This is a genomic window from Comamonas odontotermitis (assembly GCF_014207855.1).
GTDB classification, from domain to species: Bacteria; Pseudomonadota; Gammaproteobacteria; order Burkholderiales; family Burkholderiaceae_C; genus Comamonas; species Comamonas odontotermitis_A.
Window position 1 is genome coordinate 354,286 of the sequence record NZ_JACHKZ010000001.1, and the last position, 22,528, is coordinate 376,813.

Here is a 22,528-nt window from a genome sequence, read left to right on the forward strand (position 1 = left end):
ACCATGGATTCCACCCCCTTGAACCGCTACCCCGGTCGCGTTGCCGACGTGGGAGGCGTGCCGGTGCTGCGCGCCCTGCCTAACCGCGCCCGCCGCATGGTGGGTGCCTGGTGCTTTCTGGACCATGCAGGCCCCTCGCACTTTGACGAAGGCCCCGGCATGCAGGTGGGCCCACACCCGCATACCTGCCTGCAGACTTTCACCTGGATGATCGAAGGCGAAGTGCTGCACCGCGACAGCCTGGGCAGCGAGCAACCGATCAGACCAGGTCAGGTCAACCTGATGACAGCAGGCAAAGGCATTGCGCATTCAGAGGAAAGCCTGGGCAAGCCTGACTTCCATGCTGTGCAGCTGTGGATTGCGCTGCCCAAGGAGCAGCGCTTCATGCCCCCGCGCTTTCAGCACTACCCGGTGCTACCCCGGTTCAGCCGCCAAGGCTTGCAGATGACCGTACTGGCAGGCGAATGGGAAGGCCAGCGTGCGCCGACCGAGGTACACAGCCCGCTGGTGGCTGTTGACATGGAGGCTGGCCAGCCCGCCTCTGCCACCCTGGCGCTGCGCCCCGATTTTGAATATGGAGTGCTTTGCCTGTATGGCGACCTGCAGGTAAACGGCCAGACTGCGGCGGCCAACGAGCTGATCTACCTGCCCGAAGGCGGCAGTACGGTCGATGTGCAATGCGGCGCAAACAGTCGCTTCATTCTGCTGGGTGGCGAGCCTTACGAGGGAGGCGTGCTGATCTGGTGGAATTTTGTCGGTCAGAGCCAGGAAGAGATCGAAGGCTTTCTGGCCAACTGGAACCAAGGCATCGGCTTTGGCGAAGCGGTGGCCTCGCCGCTGCCACCTCTAACGGCCCCGACGCTGGATGGTGTGCATTTGCGCCAGCGGTAGGCACCACCCACGGATCATTCATCGCAACTGCCAATGCTATTATTTATATAGCAATTCACACTTTACTGATGGTCTTTGGCTGCGCACGGCCCGGCTTATTTAAGTGTCAGGCCGCAGCCGTTCGGCGGTGCAGCGTGAACGGCGGCAGGCTGGCAAGCAGACGCTGACCGTAGCCGGTGCGCACCAGGCGCTTGTCGTAGCAATACACATGGGCCTGGTCGGCCTCGGTACGGATGGCGCGGCCGACCCACTGCGCCAGGCGGATGGCAGTAGCTGGCACCACAATTTCGCTGAAGGGATCGCGGCCCGAATTCTTCAGCCACTCGGCACGCGCCTCGTCCACCGGATCGTCAGGGGGGGCAAATGGCAGCTTGGTGATGAACAGCGATTCGCACAACGCCCCCGGCAGATCCAGCCCTTCGCCAAAACTCTGCATGCCAAAGATGATCGACGGCAGGCCGGCTGCCACGCGCTCGCGGTGCTGCTGCAGCAACTGACCGCGTGGCAAGGTGTTCTGCACCAGCACATGCTGACGCATGGCCGTAGGCAATGCATCCACCGCCAGACGCATCTGCTCGCGCGATGTGAACAGCACGAGGCCCCCCGCCTGTACCTGTGCCAGGTCTTCCAGCAGGGCGTCTACCATTTCGTTGGTGTATTGGGCGGGCGTGCGTGGGTCTGCCTGGGTTTCGGTCACCACCAGACTGCCCTGCTCGGCATAGTTGAAGGGGCTGGCCACTTCGAGCGTGCTGACAGCCGCATCGTTGTTCAACCCCGCTTCTCGCAGAAAGAAATCAAACTGGCCGCCGCTGGTAAGCGTGGCTGACGTGAGCACCGCGCCGCGCACCTGGCTCCACAAGTGGTGCCGCAAAGTGGATCCGGGGATCACCGGGCTGGCATAGGCCTTGATGGCAACAAACTCGCCCACCACATCCAGCGTGAACCACTTGGCCGCAGGCACGCTCCCCGCAGGTGCATCCTGCAGCAACAATTGTGTGGTGTTGTGCACTGCTTCCAGCCGCGGCGCCAGAGTACCGACCTGCGCGTACAAGGTGGACAGGCGTTTGGCCTCATCGGGTTGATCGCGCATCTGGGCGCGCAGTGCCTTGGAGATGGCTTGCAATGCCTCCAGAAAGGCCCCTGCGTGGTGCGCCGCCTGTGCCAGTGGCTCTACCAATGCGGGCGGAAGCTCTCCACGCGGCAGACGTACGCGCGCCGGGCCCCGGCTGCCGCCTTGCAACTGTTGGCGCATGCCTTCGCCATATTCGTCCATGATCAGGCGCGCCATGTCCTGCAGATGTTGGCGCAACTGCGACGAATGGCGGGGAATATCGGCGATCTCCGAAACCTCCACTAACGCTCCCACGCGCTGCGCACGGCTTGCGAGCTTGTCGATCCATGTCAGTTGGCTCAGGTTCATCTCGCAGGCAAACTGATCCAGCGCCGTGCCGGGCAGGTGGTGGGCCTCGTCCAGAATCAGTAGGCAGTTGTCCAGCTCCGGCAACAGGCGCGCGCCCAGCGAAGACAACAGCAGATCGTGGTTGGCCACCAGTACCTGGGCCTGCACCAGCTCCTTGCGGCGTTCGTAATAGGTACAGCTGCCAAACAACGGGCAATGCTTGCCGGTGCACGATGCACCTTCCGCAGCTACAGGGCTCCAGACCTCGGGTTCTGGCGGTGTATCCAGGGCGTCGCGGTCGCCATCCCAGCGCCTGGTGGCAAGGGCATCGGCCATGCTGGTGTAGAACTGCAGGCGTGCCGCGTGCTCCTGCGGGCTGCGCTGGGCATTGCGCGCTTGCGCTGCCTCTTCCGGAAAGAAATCGTCGTCGATGGGCTCGCCCCCATCGGCTGCATCACCCTGGGCCGCGCCCGCCAGGCGTTCTAGCTTGAGCTTGCATACGTAGCGGCCGCGCCCCTTGGCCAGCGCATATTTGAAGGGCTGCGGCATCTGCTGCGCCAGCGCTGGCAAATCCTTGTTCACCAATTGCTCCTGCAGCGCCACCGTTGCCGTGGAAATCAGCACGCGGGTGCCACGCTCCAGCGCCATCGCAATGGCAGGCACCGCATATGCCAGAGACTTGCCAACACCTGTGCCCGCCTGGATCACCGCAATGGCGCGTTGCGGCTCTTCGCCTTCTTCCAGCTTGCCCAGTTGCGCCGCGGCAAAAGTCTCGGCAACCTTCTCCGCCATGAGGCGCTGTCCGGGCCGCGAGCGAAAGCCGCCATCGGCATTCACCATGCGGTCAAAGGCAGAAACGGCGTTGCGCGCCCATTCAGAAGAAGACATAGCCGGGGAGTGTGGCATGGTTTGGGTGCACGCAGGCAGCACTGGGGTTTTATGCGGTACTTGGAGCCGCTAGGGTCCCTCTGCGCAACTCTCGCCAAATGGGACGGACGCGGATCAGGACGAGGCACCGGGCCGCGCCAGGCCAAGCCACAGACAGTACAAACCTACGACAAGGCTCGGTGCCCCCGGCTCGGCGCCCCCGGCTGCCCCCCCCGGCTGGGCAACGACGTATCAATGGCGGTGTGAGCGGTTTTATCAAACAAATGTAAAAAATACACCCTCAACCCAAGCTGATGCTGCGACCCTTTCTCCCTGGCAGCCGTGACATTTCGCAATACCCCGCCACCCGTGCCACACAGTAGAATCGCTTGGGGCACATTGGATGCCATTTTTCATCAGGGTAAAAAGACTGCATGTTTCCGGCACGGAAAGCATGCAGTGCAACCACGCATAGGGCAAATGCCTGCCAGGCGCGTACGGTCGCTGTGAATCAAGGCTGAAATGGCAACTTATCAAATTACTACCACGGTACTGGGCGTGCTTTTTGCCGCAGTCATCCTGTACCTGATCCGTGGTGACCGCCTTTATTTGAGGTTGGGCTTGTTCTGGTTTGCGTTGGCGATGCTTGCCGTGTTGCTGGGTGTATGGCCGCGCATGCTCGATCAAGTGGCCGATCAGCTGGGCATCCGCTACTCGCCCACACTGCTGTTGGTATGTGCCGTGGCCGTCTTATTCATCAAGGCATTGCACGCCGACATGGTCAATACGCGGATTGAGCGGCAAGTGCGCCGACTCAACCAAAGCCTGGCACTGCTACATATCAAGAGCCAGCAAGCCGCCAGCGAAAAGTCCTGAACACTCACTCCATCAACTTCAGCAAGTCATTCCAATGTCAAAGCTTACGCCGGTCATCATGTGTGGTGGCAGTGGAACCCGTTTGTGGCCTTTATCGCGCGAACACTATCCCAAGCAGTTCCTGAGCCTGAGCGCCGATGGCAAATCGATGCTGCAAAACACCGCATCGCGCCTCAGTGGGCTCAATTCCAGCATCCAGCAAACTGGCCCCATCCTCGTCTGCAACGCAGAACACCGTTTTCTGGCAGCCCAGCAACTGCAGGAGCAAGGCATTGCCGGCGCCAAGCTGGTGCTGGAGCCCATTGGCCGCAATACGGCCCCCGCTCTGACCTTGGCCGCCTTGGTGGCAGAACCCGATGCCGTGCTGCTGGCCATGCCTGCCGACCATGTCATGACACGCCCCGAGCAACTGCATCAGGCAGCGGAAACCGGCTGGGCACTGGCCCAGGACGGCGCCATGGTGACTTTTGGAATCGTTGCCGACCGGCCGGAAACCGGGTATGGCTACATCCAGAAAGGCCCAGCGGACAACAACGGCGCATTTTTCATCCAAAGCTTTGCCGAAAAGCCATCTGCACAGGTGGCCGAGCAATACCTTGCCAGCGGTCAATACCTGTGGAACAGCGGCCTCTTCATGGTGCGCGCCGACCAGTGGCTCAAAGCCATGGCGGCCCTGCAACCGGCCATGCTGCAAGCCTGTCAGCAATCCATGGTCCAAAGCACCACGGACATGGACTTCATCCGCCCGCACGCCGAAATTTTCGGAGCCTGCCCATCGGACTCCATTGACTATGCCGTCATGGAAAAGCTGCCCGTCACGCCCGAGCTGGGTGTGCCTGCGCGCGTTGTGCCGCTGGATGCCGGCTGGTCGGACCTCGGTGCCTGGGATGCACTGTGGGACGTTCTGCCGAAAGACGCGCACGGTAACACCGGCTCCGGCGAAACACTCGCCGTTGACACGCGCAACAGCCTGCTGTTCTCTGAAAGCCGCCTGATCGCCACCGTCGGCCTGGAAAACGTCGTCATCGTGGAAACTGCCGATGCCGTGCTGGTGGCCGACAAACGCCGCACGCAGGACGTGAAAAAGGTCGTGGCCGAGCTCAAAGCCCAAAAGCGCAGCATGGCATCCACCCACCGCAAGGTGCACCGCCCCTGGGGCTGGTATGACAGCATCGACAGCGGCGAACGCTTCCAGGTCAAACGCATCGTAGTCAACCCCGGCGCCAAGCTCAGCCTGCAGATGCACCACCACCGGGCCGAACACTGGATCGTCGTGAAGGGCACCGCCGAGGTCACCAACGGCGACGAAACCTTTCTGTTGGGCGAGAACGAATCCACCTTCATCCCTCTGGGACACGCCCATCGCCTGGCCAACCCTGGCAAGGTGCCACTGGAAATCATCGAGGTCCAATCGGGCAGCTACCTGGGTGAAGATGACATCGTCCGCTTTGAAGACACCTACGGCCGCGCGCCAGTAGTGCAAACCGCCAAGTGAGCACCATGCCCGGATTACCTATGCTTCGCGCCCTATGGGCATACCGCGGTTTCATCTGGAGCAGCGTGCTGCGCGAGTTCCATGGCAAGTACCGCGAATCGCTGCTCGGCGCTTTCTGGTCGGTGGCGAACCCGCTGACCATGATTGTCATCTACACCGTGGTGTTCGGCCAGCTCATGCGCTCTACCCTGCCTGGGCACGAGCAAACGCCATTTGCCTTCAGCATCTACCTGTGCGCCGGCGTCATCACATGGGGGCTTTTTTCCGAAATGTTGGGACGGCTGAATGGGGTGTTTCTGGAGCACGGCAACCTCATCAAGAAATCGAACTTTCCGCGCATTTGCCTGCCAGCCATCGTCACACTGTCCGCACTGATCAACTTCGGCATCATTTTTACGTTGTACCTGCTCTTTCTGGCCATCATCGGCCATTGGCCGGGCGTGGCACTCCTCGCGCTGGTGCCGTTGCTGGCGCTGCAGATCCTGTTCACGCTGGGATTGGGTATTTTTCTGGGCACACTCAATGTGTTCTTTCGCGACGTAGGCCAACTCACCGGCGTGGTGCTGCAGTTCTGGTTCTGGCTCACCCCCATTGTCTACACCCTGCCCGCACTGCCTGAAAAAGCACGCGGCCTCATGGCGCTGAACCCCATGCAGCCATTGATGGCCGCTTACCAGCAGATCTTTCTGGACAAGACCCTGCCCGCCTTTGGTCCGCTGCTGCCGCTTGCCATCTTGACCGTCATCTTCCTGCTGCTCGGTGCAGGCTTTTTCCTGGCCCGCGTGGGCGAACTGGTGGACGAACTGTAATGAGCGCGCTGACTGTTACCAATATAGGCAAGGCCTACAAGCGCTACCCCAGCAAATGGGCTCGTGCGTGGGAATGGATCACCCGCCGAACCACCCATGAGAAAACCTGGGTGCTGCGTGATATCAGCTTCACCGTACAGCCCGGCGAGGCCGTGGGCATTGTTGGTGTCAACGGCGCAGGCAAGAGCACGCTGCTCAAGATCATCACCGGTACGACCCAGCCGACCCAAGGCCAGGTAAGCAGCCAAGGACGTGTGGCTGCGCTGCTGGAGCTGGGTATGGGCTTTCACCCCGATTTCACTGGCCGCCAAAACGTCTTCATGGCCGGGCAGTTGCTGGGCCTTCGTCAGGATGAAATCGCTGCATGCATGCCCTCCATTGAAGCTTTTGCAGAGATTGGCGACTATATCGATCAGCCCGTGCGCGTGTACAGCAGCGGCATGCAGGTGCGGCTCGCTTTCAGCGTAGCAACTGTCGTACGGCCGGACATCCTGATCGTCGATGAAGCACTTTCAGTGGGTGACGCCTACTTTCAGCACAAGAGCTTTGAGCGCATCCGCGAGCTCAGAAGGCTAGGCACCACACTGCTCATTGTCAGCCACGACAAGGGCGCTATCCAGTCCATCTGTGACCGCGCCATTCTGCTGTCAAAGGGGCAAAAGCTGCTGGAAGGCCGGCCGGAGGCCGTGCTCGACTACTACAATGCGGCGATCGTCGACGATGCGAACAGCCGTATCTCGCAGACCGTCAACGAAGACGGCGTAGCACAAACCATATCTGGTACCGGCAAGAGCCGGATTGTCGATGTCGCGCTTCGCGACGCGTCTGGTCGTGAAGTCGAGGTTGTGGGTGTTGGGGCCGAATTGACGTTGGAGATTCAGGTCGAGGTACTCTCGCATCTCAGCACTCTTGTTGCCGGCTTTCTGATCAAGGACCGCCTTGGACAGGAAGTTTTTGGGACCAATTCGTACCACCATGACCAAGTCGTGAGTGATCTCGGTGACGGGAGCCATCTAACCTATCGCTATCACTTCAAGGCCGACATTGGCCCAGGGAGTTACTCGATAGCCGTTGCCCTGCATAAGACAGAAAGCCATCTTTCCGAGAACTACGAATGGCGGGATATGGCAACCATCTTCAAGGTCGTCAATCTATCCCAAAAGCAATTTATAGGCGTAGCGTGGATAGAGCCACATTTGGAAATTTCGCATGACTGACAATTTTTATGAATTCTTCGAAGGCGTCAATTACGCTTCAGAAGACCAGGTTCGAGAATATCGTTCCATCTATATAAGCTATGTCAAACCCATTTTGGACTTTGTTGAATCGCCACTGGCATTCGACTTTGGCTGCGGGCGCGGAGAGTGGCTTGACATGCTTCGTGAATTGGGTTTTCGGACCAAAGGCTTTGACATTGACCAAGGCATGCTCAATTCAGCGCAACAGAAGGGACTCGATGTTCAGCTGGGTGATGCGTCCGAATTTCTCAAGCAAATTCCTGATCAAAGCATAGCCGTACTCTCTGCCTTCCACGTCCTTGAGCATTTGCCGTTCGACAAGATTATTGAATTCTTTCAGCAAAGCCAGCGAGTACTCATTCCAGGGGGGGTACTCATTGCAGAAACGCCTAATCCAGAAAATTTATTTGTAATAACAAGTAATTTTTACCTGGACCATACCCATATCCGGCCCATTCCAATCCTGCAAATGATCAATCTTGCACGATATTTTGGTTATCAAAAATATTCCATAATACGTCTTCAAGAAGAAAAAAATCTTTATCACAAAGAGGATATAACGTTTCGAGATCTCTTCTATGGTGTGAGCAAAGACTATGGACTCATCGCTCAGAACCCTGGTGGTGCCGAAGGCTTGATCCAAGCAGTTGATCATCCTCTTCGTTACGAAACTGGAATTGGTATTGACGATTTGATCAAACGTTTGGACAATCGCATGGAAAATTTGGCACAAAAAGTGCGTGAACTATCAGCAAAGATCGATAGTGAGCCCGAAGACACAAGCCAATCCAATTAATATATCTTTAAACCCACGAACAGAACGAAGACTCAGTAATGGAAAAAATTCTACACCGCGTCTATTTCGAGAATTATCGCCCTTTCAAGGATCCTTTTCTCCATTATTTGGAAACTTGGTACAGGGAGCTTCCTCATTACAAGGTAATGAGATGGGGAAAAGACAATGTTGATGTCACTGTCAATGATTGGATGAAGCGTTCCGCTGAGGCCAATGACCCCGTCTTCTTGAGTGAATTTGTGCGCTGGACTGCACTCAAGGAATATGGTGGAGCATATCTTGACAGCGATTGCGAAGTGCTCAATGGCAAGGTTTTCGATCAGCTGGTGGACGAACTCATGGCGTCGGATGAATACGATGCTTTCGTGGGTGTCGAGGATTTCGAGAATGGGTACCCCACAGCGCAAACCATTGCGGCCAAGAAAGGGGCGGAAATTGTCGATTTCATGTACGACATGTACCAGAACAGGCTTTCCAGTGGATTGTGGCATTGGAGGGCAGAGCGACTCCTCATCGGCCCTCAGCTCATGAGCCTGTACTTCCGTGACAAGGGCTACCAGACTGACAACGGCTTTTTTCCAAAATTGAAAAAGCCGGTGATAGTTGGTCGGGTCAAAATTTATCCACAGGAGTATTTTTCACCAAAGTTCACAACCACGGGAAAAAAACTCAATATCACTGAAAATACCTGCATCTATCATCTTTTTGCAAACCTGAATGTAAAGGAAGTAGACCCTGAAGCAGAAAAACATCGTCGAGAGCCGATGCTTTTCAGTGACTATTGCAAGTACCTTGAAGATTTAGCCAGTCGACGAGCACCCTCGACCCCAGAAACTGTAGGCTACCGGCGCAGCAATGGTGGTTTCGACTATGGCAAGATCATCAATCATGGTCTGAAAGACCCTACCGGCATGATGAAGAAAATCTGGGACTATGCAAAAAGCAAGTAATTCCTCTCTGAAGATCCTGCATCGGATCTATTTTGGTTTTGATGGAAAGCCGGATCCTTATATTGGATACCTGAAAACCTGGCAAGAGAAACTTCCCGATTTTGAAATCCGACACTGGAATGCAGATAATCTGCCCATTGCCGCATGTCATTTTTCGAGAATGATGTATGAGTTACGCGATCATGCGTTTCTGAGTGACTACTTTCGCTGGTGGGTTCTTCGCGAGCACGGCGGCGTCTACTTAGATGCGGATATAGAAATCGTTAACGGCACTATATTTCGCAATCTCGTAGAAGAGCTGGAAGTCAGTGATAAACATCACTCATTTTTAGGTATCGATAATAAGGCAGGCGGATGGTATACAGGCCATTCAATGGCAACCCATGCCGGCAGTCCACTGTCCCGTTTTATGTGTGAGGTCTACGAGGGGCTTGGTCCAGTTTCGCTGTGGCGCCGGAAAATCTTCTATTTCATGTCACCACAACTGACATCTCTCTACTTTGCGCACAATGGCCATAATGTAGATGGAATGGGGACCACCCCCCATTTAGATCTGCCAGTAATCCAGCATGGGGTTAAGATTTATCCTCAAGAATATTTTTCACCGCTCACGCCAGTTATGCGAAATAATCGAGGCGGATTCGAAATCGATGCCTATACTGAAAATACTTCAATTTGCCATCATTTTTCGTGTTCCTGGCATGAAGCCGACTCCCCCTACCTCAAGGGGAGAGATTTAAATCTATTGATGCTGAATGAAAAAGTGCAGCTAGCGGGCACCCTTGATTCTCGCAACAAAAAGCCCAAACTGCTGCGAGTAATGCGTCAGCTTTTATCACTTTTTGGGCAAATTCCAGCCAAACTTAAAGAAATCATCAAAAACGCCTAAGGAGTAGAAAATGAAGGTAATGATTCTGGCAGGCGGTCTTGGCACGCGCCTCGCAGAAGAAACGAGTGTGCGCCCAAAGCCCATGGTTGAAATTGGCGGCATGCCGATGTTATGGCATATCATGAAGATCTATGAATCGCACGGGTTCAATGATTTCATTATCTTGCTTGGCTATAAGGGATACGTCATTAAAGAGTATTTCTCGAATTACTATTTACACACGAGCGATGTCACCATTGATTTGGCAGAGAATCGAACTATCGTCCACAACAATCGCTCTGAGAAATGGCGAATCACATTGATCGACACTGGCGAATTGGCCATGACTGGGGCTCGAGTCCGCAAAGCAAAAGCCTATACCGAGGGCAAGCCATTCATGCTCACCTATGGCGATGGCGTAGCGGATGTCAACATTCGCGCATTGGCAGAAGCCCATCGCCAATCCGGTAAAGCCATTACGATGACCAGTGTTCAACCCGAAGGCCGTTTCGGAGCCCTCGACATCAATGAATCCAATGAAATTGTGCGGTTCGCAGAAAAACCCAAAGGCGATGGAAACTGGATCAACGGAGGCTTTTTTGTCTGCGAACAATCCGTTTTTGACTACCTGCCTGAAGGCGACGATCTCGTGTTTGAGCAAGATCCCTTGCGACGGCTGGCAGAAGATGGCCAGATGAATGCGTTCCGGCATACAGGTTTCTGGAAACCCATGGACGCTCTGCGCGACAAGCAGCAGCTCGAATCACTCTGGGCCAAAAACCAGGCGCCCTGGAAGGTGTGGTGATGTTCAATAACGTATACAAAGACAAAAAAGTCATTGTCACTGGACACACTGGCTTCAAAGGGACTTGGTTAACTCGCTGGCTCACCATGCTTGGAGCCGAGGTCATGGGCATTTCGGATGGAATTCCGACAACCCCGTCGATGTTCGAAATCTTGGGCCTGGAACAAAAGATCCACCATCGGGTTATCGACATACGGGATGCCGCCGCCTTAGCCCAGGCGATCCACGGATTTGAGCCCGATTTCGTGTTCCATCTGGCTGCGCAAGCCATTGTCTCAACATCCTATATGGATCCCTTGGGCACGATTTCGACAAATGTGCTTGGAACCGCCAACGTCCTCGATGCCATTCGACAGCTCTCCAAGCCTTGCGTTGCCGTGATCATCACGTCCGACAAGTGCTATGAGAATGTGGAGTGGGAATGGGGGTACCGCGAAACTGATCATCTGGGAGGCAAAGACATTTATAGCGCGTCAAAGGGCGCAGCCGAAGTGATCTTCCATGCCTATTTCCACTCGTTCCTCAAGCACCGACCCGATATTCGCATCGCCAGCGCGCGAGCGGGTAATGTGATCGGCGGTGGCGACTGGGCCAAGGATCGGATCATTGTGGACTCGGTACTCAGTTGGAATGATCACAAGCCTGTACAGATCCGCTCCCCCGAAGCAACTCGTCCGTGGCAGCATGTACTTGAGCCGCTATCTGGCTATCTATGGCTGGGAGCCAATCTTGCCACCAACGAAAAATTGAATGGTGAGTCCTTCAACTTCGGACCACGTGCGGAACAGAACCGGCGTGTGATCGAATTGATCGCAGATGTTTTCGAGTACTGGAACAAGGACTTCGACTGCTACCAGATTACAGGAAATGTCCCCTTCCACGAAGCAGGGCTGCTCAAGCTCAACTGCGACAAGGCGTTGTTTCATCTTCGCTGGGAACCTACTCTGTTTTATCAGGAGTGTGTGCGCATGGTCGGCGAATGGTATGCCGGCTTCTACATCCAGGATCGTGATGTGCAGACGCTCACCGAGCAACAGATTGAGCAATACATGCAATTGGCAACGGAGCGAGGCAACCGATGGACCCACTCCTCCTAAGCTGCGGCGCAATCGTCTACCCATCGAAGGTCATTCCCCACGCCAAGGGGAATATTCTTCATGGACTCAAACGGAGCTCTCCGGGCTATATTGACTTTGGGGAAGCCTATTTCTCGATGGTCTCTTGTGGCGAGGTCAAAGGCTGGAAAAAGCATCTGCGAATGTCGATGAACCTGCTCGTGCCTATCGGCTCCATTTGTTTTCACCTTGAAGCCGAAGACGGCTCATCGGCGGAGAAAGTGGTGCTAGGAGAAAACCATTACCAACGGCTATTTGTTCCTCCTGGAGTCTGGATGGCGTTTGAGGGAGTTGGCCAGTCAACCAATCTATTGTTGAATATTGCAAGCATTGAACATGACCCCACAGAGTCAGTAACCAGGGAGTTCAGCCGATGAAAGTGCTAGTGACTGGCGGAACTGGCATGCTCGGCTCAGAGCTTTTGCGCGGGCTTGCAGAAATGGGGCACGAGGGAACTGCGCTCGATCGCACGGCCTTCCTGGCCGCAGGGAGAAAGGAGCAATCCTCAATGCTCAACGGCCATGAAATTATTATTCATGCAGCCGCCAATACCAATGTCGAGCAATGCGAAGTTGATCCGGAAATCTGTTATTTCGACAATACGTTCCTCACAGAACAACTGTTCTGGCATGCCCATCGTCGACAAAAAAAGTTCGTTTTCATATCAAGCACAGGCATATATGGGCGTGGAAAGTCAGAACCGTACCATGAATATGATTCTGTACAACCAACGACCGTTCATCATCGTTCAAAACTGTTGTCAGAAGAAGCAGTGCTTAGTTGCCCCAATACACTCGTCATTCGAACAGGCTGGCTATTCGGTGGACAGTTGAGCAACAAAAAGAATTTCATTGCAAATAGAATAAATGAAATTCGTGCTTCTACCGGGTTTATATCTGCCAACTTTGTACAAATCGGCTCCCCCACCTATGTGGTAGATTGTGCACGCCGCATTCTAGAGCTGACTCTCGACGATTGTGAGGGTATCTACAATGTCGTCAATGAAGGTGTTGCCAGCCGGTTCGATTATGTAAAGAAGATTGCTGAGTTGTCAGGCTCACCCATTGAGGTTCGCCCCATTGATTCAAGTGCTTTCAACCGTCGTGCCGATGTTTCAGGAAATGAAGCAGCCTTGTCCTATCGAATGCGATATGAAGGGCGTCTACCACTTCGCCCATGGCAAGATGCTCTCTCTGAATACATGCGTTATGCAGGATTGCTTGGATGCCTCAGCGCGTAAGCCTGAAGAATCCGGAACAATGAAAGCCGTTGATGGAGCGCTTCACAAAACTGAAACGCTCCATGATTTTAGCGATTTATTTTTAATTTAATTGCCCGGTTTCGGATTTCTTGAATAATTTTTCCGACAAGAGCCGTCTTGCCATAGGCTCATAGTATTTAACACAAAGCCAGCACACGAAAAATAAAACACCTCCCGCAATCAGAAAAGATGTCTTCGGCGAAAACCCATAGGCCACCAAAGCGCCAATAGCGGGCATCCCCAAAGGCTCGTGCAATAGGTAGATGGGATATGACATCAAGGCCGAGGGATTCACGATATTCCGAAATCTGCCAAAAAAATCAGCCTTGGCACATAGATATACAATATATAGCACTCCCAGCAGCATGAAAATGGCAAACAATTCATGCTGAGGAACAGAACTGGCCTCCGAGAGCCTGGCTACGATTCTTACACACGAGAGTGCCAATAAAACAAGAATTGCTGGCAGATCGGAGCGCAGTTCTTCCTTTGAATTACACAGCCCCAGTAGCATACCGAGTGCAAAGTAAGGGCCAAATTCAGAAATCGCAAGAAAATTCAACCAAGGCAGTTGCAAGCTGGGAGCCAGAAGAAGCACCAAGCACCATACCTTCGCTGCATTACGTAACTGCTGGCTTGTCAATTTCCCAAAAACCAATAAGAGTATAGTAATCAGCAGATAAAACTGTACTTCAAGAAAAAGCGTCCATGCAGGGCCTACTATGGTCGGTGCTCCAACAAACCACTGCAGCCCAGTGATGCCTAATATGGATTGGGATAATGGAGGGTAGTTGATCAGCGTGATTGGCGCAAACAGAATCGCAAGCGCAATAGCAACTGCGTAAGCAGGATACAGGCGACAAAATCGGGCTACCGCGAACTCCGACCAGGACCGCCCGATGGCTGATCGGCTGATAACGATACCGCTGAGAATAAAAAAGAGATCCACTCCCAGAAACCCGGGCGCGGCAGCAGCAACGATCCAGCCGGGAACCCAAGACACATCGTAAGGCTGCTGCAAGTTACGGGCCAAGCCATCCCGGCTGATCCAGTGATGCACAAGTACCCATAACGCCGCGAACACACGCAGAATATCTAATGGTATTGCTCTTGCACTCGATTTAACAACCATTTTTGCTTTTATAAAATATTAAATTTTACCTGCACGCTAACTGGTGCAAGCAGGAAAAGGGGCCCAAAAATGTCAGAAAGCTTTACCAGAACGGAGGGCTACAAGGGCCAAACCACCAGATTGAGCCTGAGCCGTCATAACGCGGGGCACAGCCAAGCCGTTTGCATACCCAAGACCAGGGTGAGAATGGCAACTGCATCTTTGGCCTTGACAAAAACCCATTCAATCAAAAAATTGCGCATAGGGGGCTGTGCACCATCCACAATATCTGCAGCTGGTTGCCTGCATCATGGAGAACAAGTCCGATATGATGAAACAGGTTCATTCGCACACGGGTCGTGTCCGAGACTCTTTCAAAGAGCAGATGAAAGGCATGCAGGCGACGCGCAAGCCTGTATGCATGGCTGCCCTGACTTCCAAAGCGCTGCCAAAGGCAAAACGATAGTGGACGTCACCCAAAAACAGTTAATTTCTTGTATCCACAAACCCATACGATGAAGCTGGACATCATACTTGCGGCTGATGCCTTGCGCCCACCGCTCACCGGCATTGGCCGCTATACCTTCGAGGTGGCCAGGCGACTTACCCGGCATGAGGAGGTGGCGCGACTGCGCTATTTCTCGATGGGGCAATGGCTGGACGACCCGCTGGCGGCACTGGAAAAGCCGCCATCTGAAAATGGTAGCCCCGCCGCCCCTGGTCCCTCGCCCCGAGAGCGGGCGACCCTGCGTACCCGCTTGGCAACGAGCCGCATGGCAGTGCGCGTGTACTGCGCCTTGACACCCATGTATTTTGGCTGGCGCCTGCGCGGCAATCGGCAGTCGATTTACCATGCCCCCAATTACATCGTCCCACCGTTCGAGGGGCGAGCGGTCAGCACCGTGCATGACCTCTCGCACATCCTGTACCCCCAGTTCCACCCACGCGCACGGGTGGATTACCTGAACCTGACCCTCGGCCCCAGCCTGGCACGCACCAGCCATGTGATCACCGTGTCCGAGGCAGTTCGCCAGGAGATGATCGAGCGGCGGCTGATGCCGCCAGATCGCATTACCGCCATTTTGGAAGCGGCAGATGCAGCGTTCCGTCCCCATACCCCCCAAATGCTGGACCCCGCCATGCAGGCCTTGGGCTTGCGCGCGGGGAAATACTGCCTGTTTGTGGGTACCGTGGAGCCTCGCAAGAATGTGGAGCGGCTGATCCAGGCCTATGAACTGCTGCCGCAAGACATGCGCCGCGAGTGCCCTCTGGTCATCGCCGGTGGCAAGGGCTGGAACTCGGAAGCCGTCCACGCCCGCATGGCAAAGGCACAAGCCGAAGGCTGGCTGCGCTATGTATCGTTCGTGGACCAGCGCTGGCTTCCTGCGCTGTATGCCGGTGCACGGCTCATGGCCTACCCGTCGCTCTACGAAGGCTTTGGCCTGCCGATCGTCGAAGCCATGGCCAGTGGCACGCCAGTGCTGACTTCCAACACCTCGTGCATGCCCGAGGTTGCAGGCGGTGCTGCCAAGCTGGTGAACCCGCTGGATGTGGAGGACATGGCCCAGGCGCTGCAAGAGTGTCTGGGCAACGAGGCATGGCAGGCAGACGCCAGAGCCAAAGGGTTGGCCCGAGCGGCCAGCCTGTCGTGGGATCGCTGTGTGGAAGAAACCGTGGCCGTCTACAGGCAGCTGGCATGAGCCCGGGCTCCCGCAGCTGGCGAAGCTGGTATGGCAGCGCTGCCGCTGCCCTGGCATTTGCGCTGCTGGCCTGGGCACTGCGGAGCTCGGGCAGCTACCCCATCTGCCACAACGACGAAGTCAACTGGGTCTCCATTGCCCATCAACTCGACGCAGGCGTGCACTGGCCCGTCTCCGGCCCCGCATTCATCCACACGGTTCGCGCGCTCTCCGAGCAGTTGCAATTCAGCCATACCCAGTCCATATCCATGGTGGGCATTGGCGGTGTCTTCGTCTCCATGCTCTTGTTGCTATGGGGCTATCGCAAGCTGGCGCTGGCGGGCTCTGCCGCCATTCTGGCCGGGCTGGCGTTGTCCAGCTATTTCTGGGCACCGCTGATGGAGTCCCGCCCCCAGCAATGGGGGCAGATGCTGGTGTTTCTGGGCGTGATCTGCGCCTGGCTGTGGCTGCACCGCCAAGGCGGCTGGGCATTTTTTCTGATCGTTCCCTGCATCGCGGTAACGCACATACTGAGCCACGCCATCCTGGTCTTTTTATGCGGCATGCTGGTGATTGCCGATTTTCTGGAAAAACGGCCCTTGACGTGGCGGCACTTCAGCCTGTTGCTGGTAGTGGTTGCCAGCATGGGCGTCTATGCCTGGCCTCACGGCCCCTACGCGGCCATGCTGGCTGATCTGGAGCAGGTCCAGATGCAGCGCCTGCTCCAGGCGGGCCCTTATCTCGCGGCGCTGCCCTTGGTTGCCGGCATGGCGCTCATGGGGGTACAGCGCAAGTGGCATTGGCGGCCCAGCTGGACCGAAGCCGTGGCTACCGGCCTGGAGCGCAGGCGCACTGCAACAGGTTTGGGGTTGCTGTGCATCGTATTTACTGCCCTGGCGATACAAGCCTATTTGCTACCCGCCCAGGCATGGTTGCCCTATGGGGGATCGATGTTGCGTTTTCTGGCTTTTCAGCTGGGCAACGTGATGTTCGCCGTTTTCTTTGTGGTCGGAATCTATGGCCTGATCGACGGGCTGCACGCCAAACGCTACAACCCCCTCATGGGACGGTTGCTGATCTGGGTATTGATTGCCTTCGCCACGCTTGCATTGCTGAGCATTGCCGCATCTTGGTGGCTGTTGGACACCAATTGGTTTTTGCGCGTACTGAACTACGGCATTTTCTTTGCAGCCATCGTGACCGCCATTGGCATTGCCAACGCCACCAAAACCTGGCCACGCGTAGCCATGTATACACTGCTGGGCGTGGGCATGGTGGCCAGTATTCTGGCAGTCGTCCGCCCACCGCAATTGCTGGGCTGCTGACCGGGCCACAAGGTATGCGGCATATGGCCTGATGCGGCCTTCAGCATAAAACTAGAAGCACCAACACCCGCCCACGCCAGCTGCTCTATTTTTTGATGCTCCACACCCGCGCGCCGAAGGCCCCATGCGCCGCAAGTGTCCAGTCTGTGAGAGCGGCGCCTCGCAATACCCACGTGTCCCTGCCCAGGTGGTGGTACTGAACCCCCAAGCCCGCCAGCATGCGCTGCCACCAGCCTGGCCTGCGGTCCTCTTCTGCCCCTGCCTGCTCCAGAATCCGGTGGGCGGGCATGAGAGCCAAACCCGTATAAGCCTGCTCGCTGACAAGGCGCTGCAGCACCGCCAGCGTATCTTCCCAACCCAGATGATGCAGTGCCAGGGAGGCAATGGAGGCTTGTTGGAGCATGGAAGCAGCATCTGGATCGCCCGTGGCGTCCACGCATACCAGTTGCTGGCCCGGTAATGCAGGCCGCCACTGCGCCAGCCGGTCTACATCTCGAATGTCGTACAGCACCGCAACCAGCAGTTGCTGAGTGCTCAACTGTTCCGTGCCAGGCATCGCGGCACGCGACGAGCAGCTTTGGTAGATTTCACGAATACGCGCCTCGCACTGAGCGATGGTGAATTGCGCATCTGCTGCGCGCAGCGCTACCTGTCCGCGCAAGGCCAGTTGCGCCTTGGTATTCAAGGCCTGGCGGATGGCCTCTTTCCAAGCCTGTACCTGGTCAGGCGCGTAGCACTGCCCGGCTCCAGATTGCCCCACCACCCAGGACATGCCCGAGCCATCCAGGTCTGAAGCAATGCAGGGCTTGCCATGCTGCATGGCTTCGATCAGCACCAGCCCGAAAGCTTCGGTACGCTCGCGCGATGCCAGCGCAAAAATATCGCAGGAGTTGAACAACGCATACTTTCTCGCTTCACTCACCTGACCAAGCAACTTCACCCTGGCGCAGCCGTGGTGAGAACGCTCGCGCTCGATCAGGGCCTCCAGCTCCTTGCGTTGCTCTCCTTCGCCGGCGATCAGAAGCTGTACCTCTGCAAACCCCGCGACTGCGGATATCAGTGTATCGAAGCCTTTGTAATAGGTCAGGCGCCCTACCGAGAGAATGCGCAACTGCGCATCGCCCCATTCCGAGACATCTTCCTCCTCTGCCTGTTGGAGTGTTTCGGTATCGAGGGGCTTGAGTCCCAGCGGGATCGCCACGGTCTTGTACAGCCAGCGCTGGAGCGGCGCACTTGCAGCCATGTAGGGCGGCGATGTGGCCAGAATCGCTTCGCTGTGCTGCAGCAGCTTGGTCTCAAACGGTTTGTAGAGCTGGTAGCAGGCCTTCAGCACCGTATCCCACTCCGAAACCAGGACATCCGAGTGCCAATGCACCACCCAGGGAATGCGGCGTGCGCTTGGAATGATCAGCGGCCAGAACGCTGCATTGTTGGGCATGTGCAAATGCAGAACATCGGGCTTGAAGCGCTGAATGGCCTTCCACAACGCAAACGGAAAGCCCAGTGCGATGGGCGCGAAAACAAGCGTCACCTGTACCGGCACACGGATCAGCCACTCGGGATCATCAGGCAGCGGATCACCGTGCACCACCGTGCGCGCGTCGATACCACCGGCGCGCTGCTGCTCGATCAGGTCTGCCAGGAAGGACTCCATTCCTCCGCGATAGGGTGGGTAGTACTTGCCTACATGCAGAACGCGCAGGGGCGTCTGTTCACTCTTGTCAGGAGTGTTGCGGTTTTTCCCTCGCAGCCATCGGTGCAGCATGTTATTGGCCGGCCTTTGCCTTCATCTGGGCAAGCAGATTTCTGTAGACCGGGTTGGCCGGATCCATCTCGCTGGCACGCTGCATGGCTGCGTATGCCTTGGCGGCATCGCCTTGCTCCCTGTATGCCAGCGCCTTGCCATAGAACGCAGGCGGATTGGGGCGCCGTGCCAAAGAGGCATCGAAGATCTGCATGGCAGCCGCGAAATCTTTTTTACCGATCAAGGCAATCCCCAAGCCCACTTCAAAGCGGGTGTTGTCTGGCGCGCCCTTGAGCAACTGCTGGTAGTTCGCAATCGCTGCGTCATAGTGCCCGGTGGGAATGGCCACCTCGGCTTGCTCCAGCCAGATCTGGGGAAGCAGTGCAGATTCAGGCTGCAGGCTCAGTGCCTTGGCATAGCTTTGGTAGGCTTGCTCCAGTTGCTGCGTCTGCTTGTAAGCCGTTGCCTGGTGGTAGGCCAGCGCTGCGTTTTGAAAGCCTTGCTTCTCGGCCTCGGCAAATGCCTGCAGCGCTTCCGGATAGCGCTTGAGCAGCTCCAGAGCCATGCCGCGGTTGAACTGCGCAGAACCCAGCGGCTCCTTGAGTGCGACGGCCTTCTCGAAATCCTGCAGCGACTGCTCGTAGTTCAGGTTTTCCAGCAGATACGCACCCCGGTTGTTGAACGGACGCCAGCGACCAAAAGCGTTGAACGGCGCCTGCATGTCCACTTTCTGCGCTGCATCCGTCCAGGCGGTATAGGCATTCTTGAAGGTGAGGTTGCGCTCCACCGCGAGGCCCGTCAGGCCCATGCCCACGACAAAGGCCACGGCCACCATGGCCTTGCGCGGGAGATGCAGCAGCACCAGCGCCAGCAAGGCTGGCAGGAACATCGCCCAGATGTAGCTGCGATACAGAACAAATGGATCCTGCAGCCAGGCGGTGACGAATTCGGTGCTGAACAGAATCGCGGTGCACAGCAGCACCAGGCCCTCCAGGCCCCAGCCATCACGGCGGCGCAGCAGCAAGCACAGACTACCAACCAGCACAGCCAGATAACCCACCGCCCCCAGCCAATGGGGCCAGCTGGAATAGCCAAGCGGGAACACCGGCCGCAGATCAATTGCCATCCACTGCACATTGGGCAGCAGCCACAGCAGCCCGTAATTGAAGAAGAGCGTTGCCTGGTTCATCAGGCTCAGGGGATAGATGGATGGCGTGATACCGGGGTACAGCTTTTCCAGCAGATGCACATAGGCCCACGATGTGTCATCGGTTGCCACTGCGCCCACAAAGGCGCCCAGTCGCGGCCACAGAACTACCGTGAACACGCCCATCACTACGGCGATGGCGACCACGGTACCCGCGATCACTTTCCAGGAGGGTCGCTTCACAAAAATATAGAGCGGCAGGGCCAGGGCGGGCAACACCACGGCATGCTCCTTGCTAAGCAGTGCAAACACGGTGCATAGCAACGCCAGCAGGGCCCATTTGACGCCTCCGCCAGCAAGCGCCCTGACAAATGTCCAACAGGCCAACGCGGCAAACAAGGTCATCATCACCATGCTGCGCTGAACCAGGTAGCCCACAGCGTAGACGGCCATGGGGTGCACTGCAAACAAGGCTACCGCCGCAAAGATGGCAATCCGGCGATTGGTATCAAAACCAGGTTCCGCCAGCGTTTCCTCAGAAAAGCGAACGTGCTTGAACAGCTCGGTCACCAGCAGCCAGATCGCGTAGCAGCTTGCCAGGTGCAGCAGCACATTGACCACGCGCTGCACGACGAAACTGTCTCCGAACAGCGCCTGCACCCACACAAAGCTGCCATAGGAGAGCATGCGCACTTTCAGCTGCGCCAGATTGCCATAGGAGCCAAAGATGGTGCCGTCGGTGAAGCGGTTGTCGTCAAATACCAGGCCGTTATGGAGTCCGACCCCATAGATGACGCCCACGGCCAGGAGACTCGCCACGATTCCTAGAAACCAGAACAGTTTTGTTTTTTGCATCGTCGATACGGCTAAGAAAATGCCCCATGAGCAAGCCCTGGGGCAGTTTGAACCAGCACCACCATGTGCTTTCAAGCCATTTTAGAGGACTTCTGCGCGCGCCTTGCATCCAGGCGACCCGCATGCAAACACAGTCCTAGCCCAGATTTTTGTTACCGTATGCGCAAAAACCCGGCTTGGGGCCCTTCTTGGGGTGCAGGCGGCAGGTTTCCGGGCGTTTTTCATACACCGTGCACATGCGTGTGGTGGGGTGGAGGAAGTTGCAGTCGCCCCCTGCCCGCCGTGCCATCGTGAAAATATTGTGCTTGGGGTTGTAATGGTCGATCAGCCTGGCCTTGAGCAGGCGCTTGGCAATCAGCTTGTGGTCGACGTTGTCCACCTCGAACGGATCCACCAGCTCCAGCCGCACCAAGTCTGGCAGTTGCACTTCCAGCGGCATGGTGCAGCAATTGGCCGCGCAGCTGTCGCACATGCCGGGCTTGTACTTGCTCCAGGTCTCCAGCCGGTCCACATCCACCACACGGATTGAAGATTTCATCGCTCTGCCCCATCTGCTGCCTTCAGCCAGATCTGCCCTCCCCGCTCCTCCACCGCCACGGCATCGAGGTGCGAGCCACGGCATGGCCCGCCCACGCAGGCGCCGGTGTCGGGCTGGTAGATGGCGCCATGGTAGGGGCAGAGGATGAACTGGCGACCACTTTCGAGCACATCGCCATCAAAATCCATGGGGACACTGGCATGCTGGCATTCGTTGATCCAGCCATGCAAGCCGCCTTGCCAACGAATGACGAAGGCCTTCTGCCCATTGGGCAGTTGGAAAAGGATGGGTTTTCCGTTGTCCACCAAATCGGCGCTGTTGCCAATGGGGTCGGTAGTTTCAAAAAGGATGTGAGGCTCGGACATGGCGCTCGTAATAAATGGGGCTACGTTTGTATTTGATGAACAGATAAACCATTGCGACTGCCAGTCCCGCCAGGGCGATGCCTGATACGACGACAAACCCGTCATGGACCGCAGGCCACAGACGCGGGATTTGCATCCACACAATGGTGAGTGGAAACCAGCGAACCAACCGATCCATTGGATGCTCGCCGCCGCGTTGTTGCAAAAAACCACTGCAGTCCGGGCAAACTGGAGCTGCATGCATCGGAAGCCATTTCCGCTGCCCCGGTAATGGTTTGCGTTCCAACGCGCGCCCTTCCAGGGAAACGTTGCAGTAAGGGCATACGCATGGATTCGCAGGCATTGCGGAGACAGAGTGCATTCAGCTATTTAGGGCGGCCAAGGCTATTGGCAA

The 22,528-nt window shown here is 56.4% G+C and carries 21 protein-coding genes; 14 read left to right on the forward strand and 7 right to left on the reverse strand.

The genetic code is table 11. The features are described from left to right. The first annotated feature begins 3 nt into the window (after positions 1–3). Entirely contained in the window at positions 4–891 is an 888-nt protein-coding gene (locus HNP33_RS01590; protein WP_184704546.1) for a pirin family protein, read from the forward strand. Positions 892–997: 106 nt separating this feature from the next. On the opposite strand, the gene dinG is transcribed toward HNP33_RS01590, so the two are convergent. Further along, complete coding sequence (gene dinG / locus HNP33_RS01595) at positions 998–3,178, reverse strand: ATP-dependent DNA helicase DinG (protein ID WP_184704548.1); 2,181 nt, start codon at positions 3,176–3,178, stop codon at positions 998–1,000. A gap of 501 nt (positions 3,179–3,679) precedes the next feature. On the opposite strand from dinG, the gene HNP33_RS01600 reads away from it, so the two are divergent. The 11 genes from HNP33_RS01600 to HNP33_RS01650 are packed head-to-tail and all read left to right on the forward strand — an operon-like array spanning position 3,680 to position 13,349. Then, a complete protein-coding gene (locus HNP33_RS01600) occupies positions 3,680–4,033 on the forward strand; it encodes a DUF2304 domain-containing protein (protein WP_184704550.1) in 354 nt (117 codons plus the stop codon). A gap of 34 nt (positions 4,034–4,067) precedes the next feature. Continuing rightward, complete coding sequence (locus HNP33_RS01605; RefSeq protein WP_184704552.1) at positions 4,068–5,528, forward strand: mannose-1-phosphate guanylyltransferase/mannose-6-phosphate isomerase; 1,461 nt, start codon at positions 4,068–4,070, stop codon at positions 5,526–5,528. 5 nt (positions 5,529–5,533) lie between these two features. After that, positions 5,534–6,337: an ABC transporter permease gene (locus HNP33_RS01610; protein WP_184704554.1), complete on the forward strand. Its 804-nt coding sequence runs from the start codon at positions 5,534–5,536 to the stop codon at positions 6,335–6,337. Beyond that, positions 6,337–7,554, forward strand: a complete 1,218-nt coding sequence (locus tag HNP33_RS01615; RefSeq protein ID WP_184704556.1) for an ABC transporter ATP-binding protein — start codon at positions 6,337–6,339, stop codon at positions 7,552–7,554. The genes HNP33_RS01610 and HNP33_RS01615 overlap by 1 nt, the downstream gene beginning before the upstream one ends. After that, positions 7,547–8,371 (forward strand): class I SAM-dependent methyltransferase, encoded by an 825-nt coding sequence (locus HNP33_RS01620; protein ID WP_184704558.1) that lies wholly within the window; start codon positions 7,547–7,549, stop codon positions 8,369–8,371. Before HNP33_RS01615 ends, HNP33_RS01620 begins: the two co-directional genes overlap by 8 nt. Before the next feature lie 38 nt (positions 8,372–8,409). Continuing rightward, positions 8,410–9,321, forward strand: coding sequence for a glycosyltransferase (locus HNP33_RS01625; protein ID WP_184704560.1), 912 nt, complete (start codon positions 8,410–8,412; stop codon positions 9,319–9,321). Continuing rightward, a complete protein-coding gene (locus HNP33_RS01630; RefSeq protein WP_184704562.1) occupies positions 9,305–10,210 on the forward strand; it encodes a glycosyltransferase family 32 protein in 906 nt (301 codons plus the stop codon). Before HNP33_RS01625 ends, HNP33_RS01630 begins: the two co-directional genes overlap by 17 nt. A 10-nt stretch (positions 10,211–10,220) precedes the next feature. Beyond that, complete coding sequence (gene rfbF / locus HNP33_RS01635) at positions 10,221–10,994, forward strand: glucose-1-phosphate cytidylyltransferase (RefSeq protein ID WP_184704564.1); 774 nt, start codon at positions 10,221–10,223, stop codon at positions 10,992–10,994. Beyond that, positions 10,994–12,091 (forward strand): CDP-glucose 4,6-dehydratase, encoded by a 1,098-nt coding sequence (rfbG, locus tag HNP33_RS01640; protein WP_184704566.1) that lies wholly within the window; start codon positions 10,994–10,996, stop codon positions 12,089–12,091. The genes rfbF and rfbG overlap by 1 nt, the downstream gene beginning before the upstream one ends. Next, positions 12,073–12,486 carry a WxcM-like domain-containing protein gene (locus HNP33_RS01645; RefSeq protein WP_184704568.1) on the forward strand — a complete coding sequence of 138 codons (414 nt, stop codon included), beginning with the start codon at positions 12,073–12,075 and terminating at the stop codon, positions 12,484–12,486. Before rfbG ends, HNP33_RS01645 begins: the two co-directional genes overlap by 19 nt. Further along, complete coding sequence (locus HNP33_RS01650; RefSeq protein WP_184704570.1) at positions 12,483–13,349, forward strand: SDR family oxidoreductase; 867 nt, start codon at positions 12,483–12,485, stop codon at positions 13,347–13,349. Before HNP33_RS01645 ends, HNP33_RS01650 begins: the two co-directional genes overlap by 4 nt. Positions 13,350–13,431: 82 nt before the next feature. Here HNP33_RS01650 and HNP33_RS01655 read toward each other — a convergent pair whose 3' ends face one another. Beyond that, positions 13,432–14,502 carry an acyltransferase family protein gene (locus tag HNP33_RS01655; protein ID WP_184704572.1) on the reverse strand — a complete coding sequence of 357 codons (1,071 nt, stop codon included), beginning with the start codon at positions 14,500–14,502 and terminating at the stop codon, positions 13,432–13,434. A gap of 494 nt (positions 14,503–14,996) precedes the next feature. On the opposite strand from HNP33_RS01655, the gene HNP33_RS01660 reads away from it, so the two are divergent. Then, positions 14,997–16,181 (forward strand): glycosyltransferase family 4 protein, encoded by a 1,185-nt coding sequence (locus tag HNP33_RS01660; RefSeq protein WP_184704574.1) that lies wholly within the window; start codon positions 14,997–14,999, stop codon positions 16,179–16,181. Then, on the forward strand, positions 16,178–17,485 hold the full coding sequence (locus tag HNP33_RS01665) for a hypothetical protein (RefSeq protein ID WP_184704576.1): 1,308 nt from the start codon (positions 16,178–16,180) through the stop codon (positions 17,483–17,485). Before HNP33_RS01660 ends, HNP33_RS01665 begins: the two co-directional genes overlap by 4 nt. Before the next feature lie 85 nt (positions 17,486–17,570). Here the strand turns inward: HNP33_RS01665 and HNP33_RS01670 are convergent, their stop codons facing one another. From HNP33_RS01670 to HNP33_RS01690, 5 genes are all read right to left on the reverse strand, one after another. Further along, positions 17,571–19,250, reverse strand: a complete 1,680-nt coding sequence (locus tag HNP33_RS01670) for a glycosyltransferase (protein WP_184704578.1) — start codon at positions 19,248–19,250, stop codon at positions 17,571–17,573. Between the two features lies 1 nt (position 19,251). Next, complete coding sequence (locus HNP33_RS21260) at positions 19,252–21,195, reverse strand: tetratricopeptide repeat protein (RefSeq protein WP_184704580.1); 1,944 nt, start codon at positions 21,193–21,195, stop codon at positions 19,252–19,254. A 172-nt stretch (positions 21,196–21,367) separates the two neighbouring features. Next, positions 21,368–21,769: a YkgJ family cysteine cluster protein gene (locus HNP33_RS01680; protein ID WP_184704582.1), complete on the reverse strand. Its 402-nt coding sequence runs from the start codon at positions 21,767–21,769 to the stop codon at positions 21,368–21,370. After that, on the reverse strand, positions 21,766–22,134 hold the full coding sequence (locus HNP33_RS01685; RefSeq protein WP_184704585.1) for a Rieske (2Fe-2S) protein: 369 nt from the start codon (positions 22,132–22,134) through the stop codon (positions 21,766–21,768). Before HNP33_RS01685 ends, HNP33_RS01680 begins: the two co-directional genes overlap by 4 nt. Next, positions 22,109–22,420 (reverse strand): hypothetical protein, encoded by a 312-nt coding sequence (locus HNP33_RS01690; RefSeq protein ID WP_184704587.1) that lies wholly within the window; start codon positions 22,418–22,420, stop codon positions 22,109–22,111. The genes HNP33_RS01685 and HNP33_RS01690 overlap by 26 nt, the downstream gene beginning before the upstream one ends. Between the last annotated feature and the right edge of the window lie 108 nt (positions 22,421–22,528).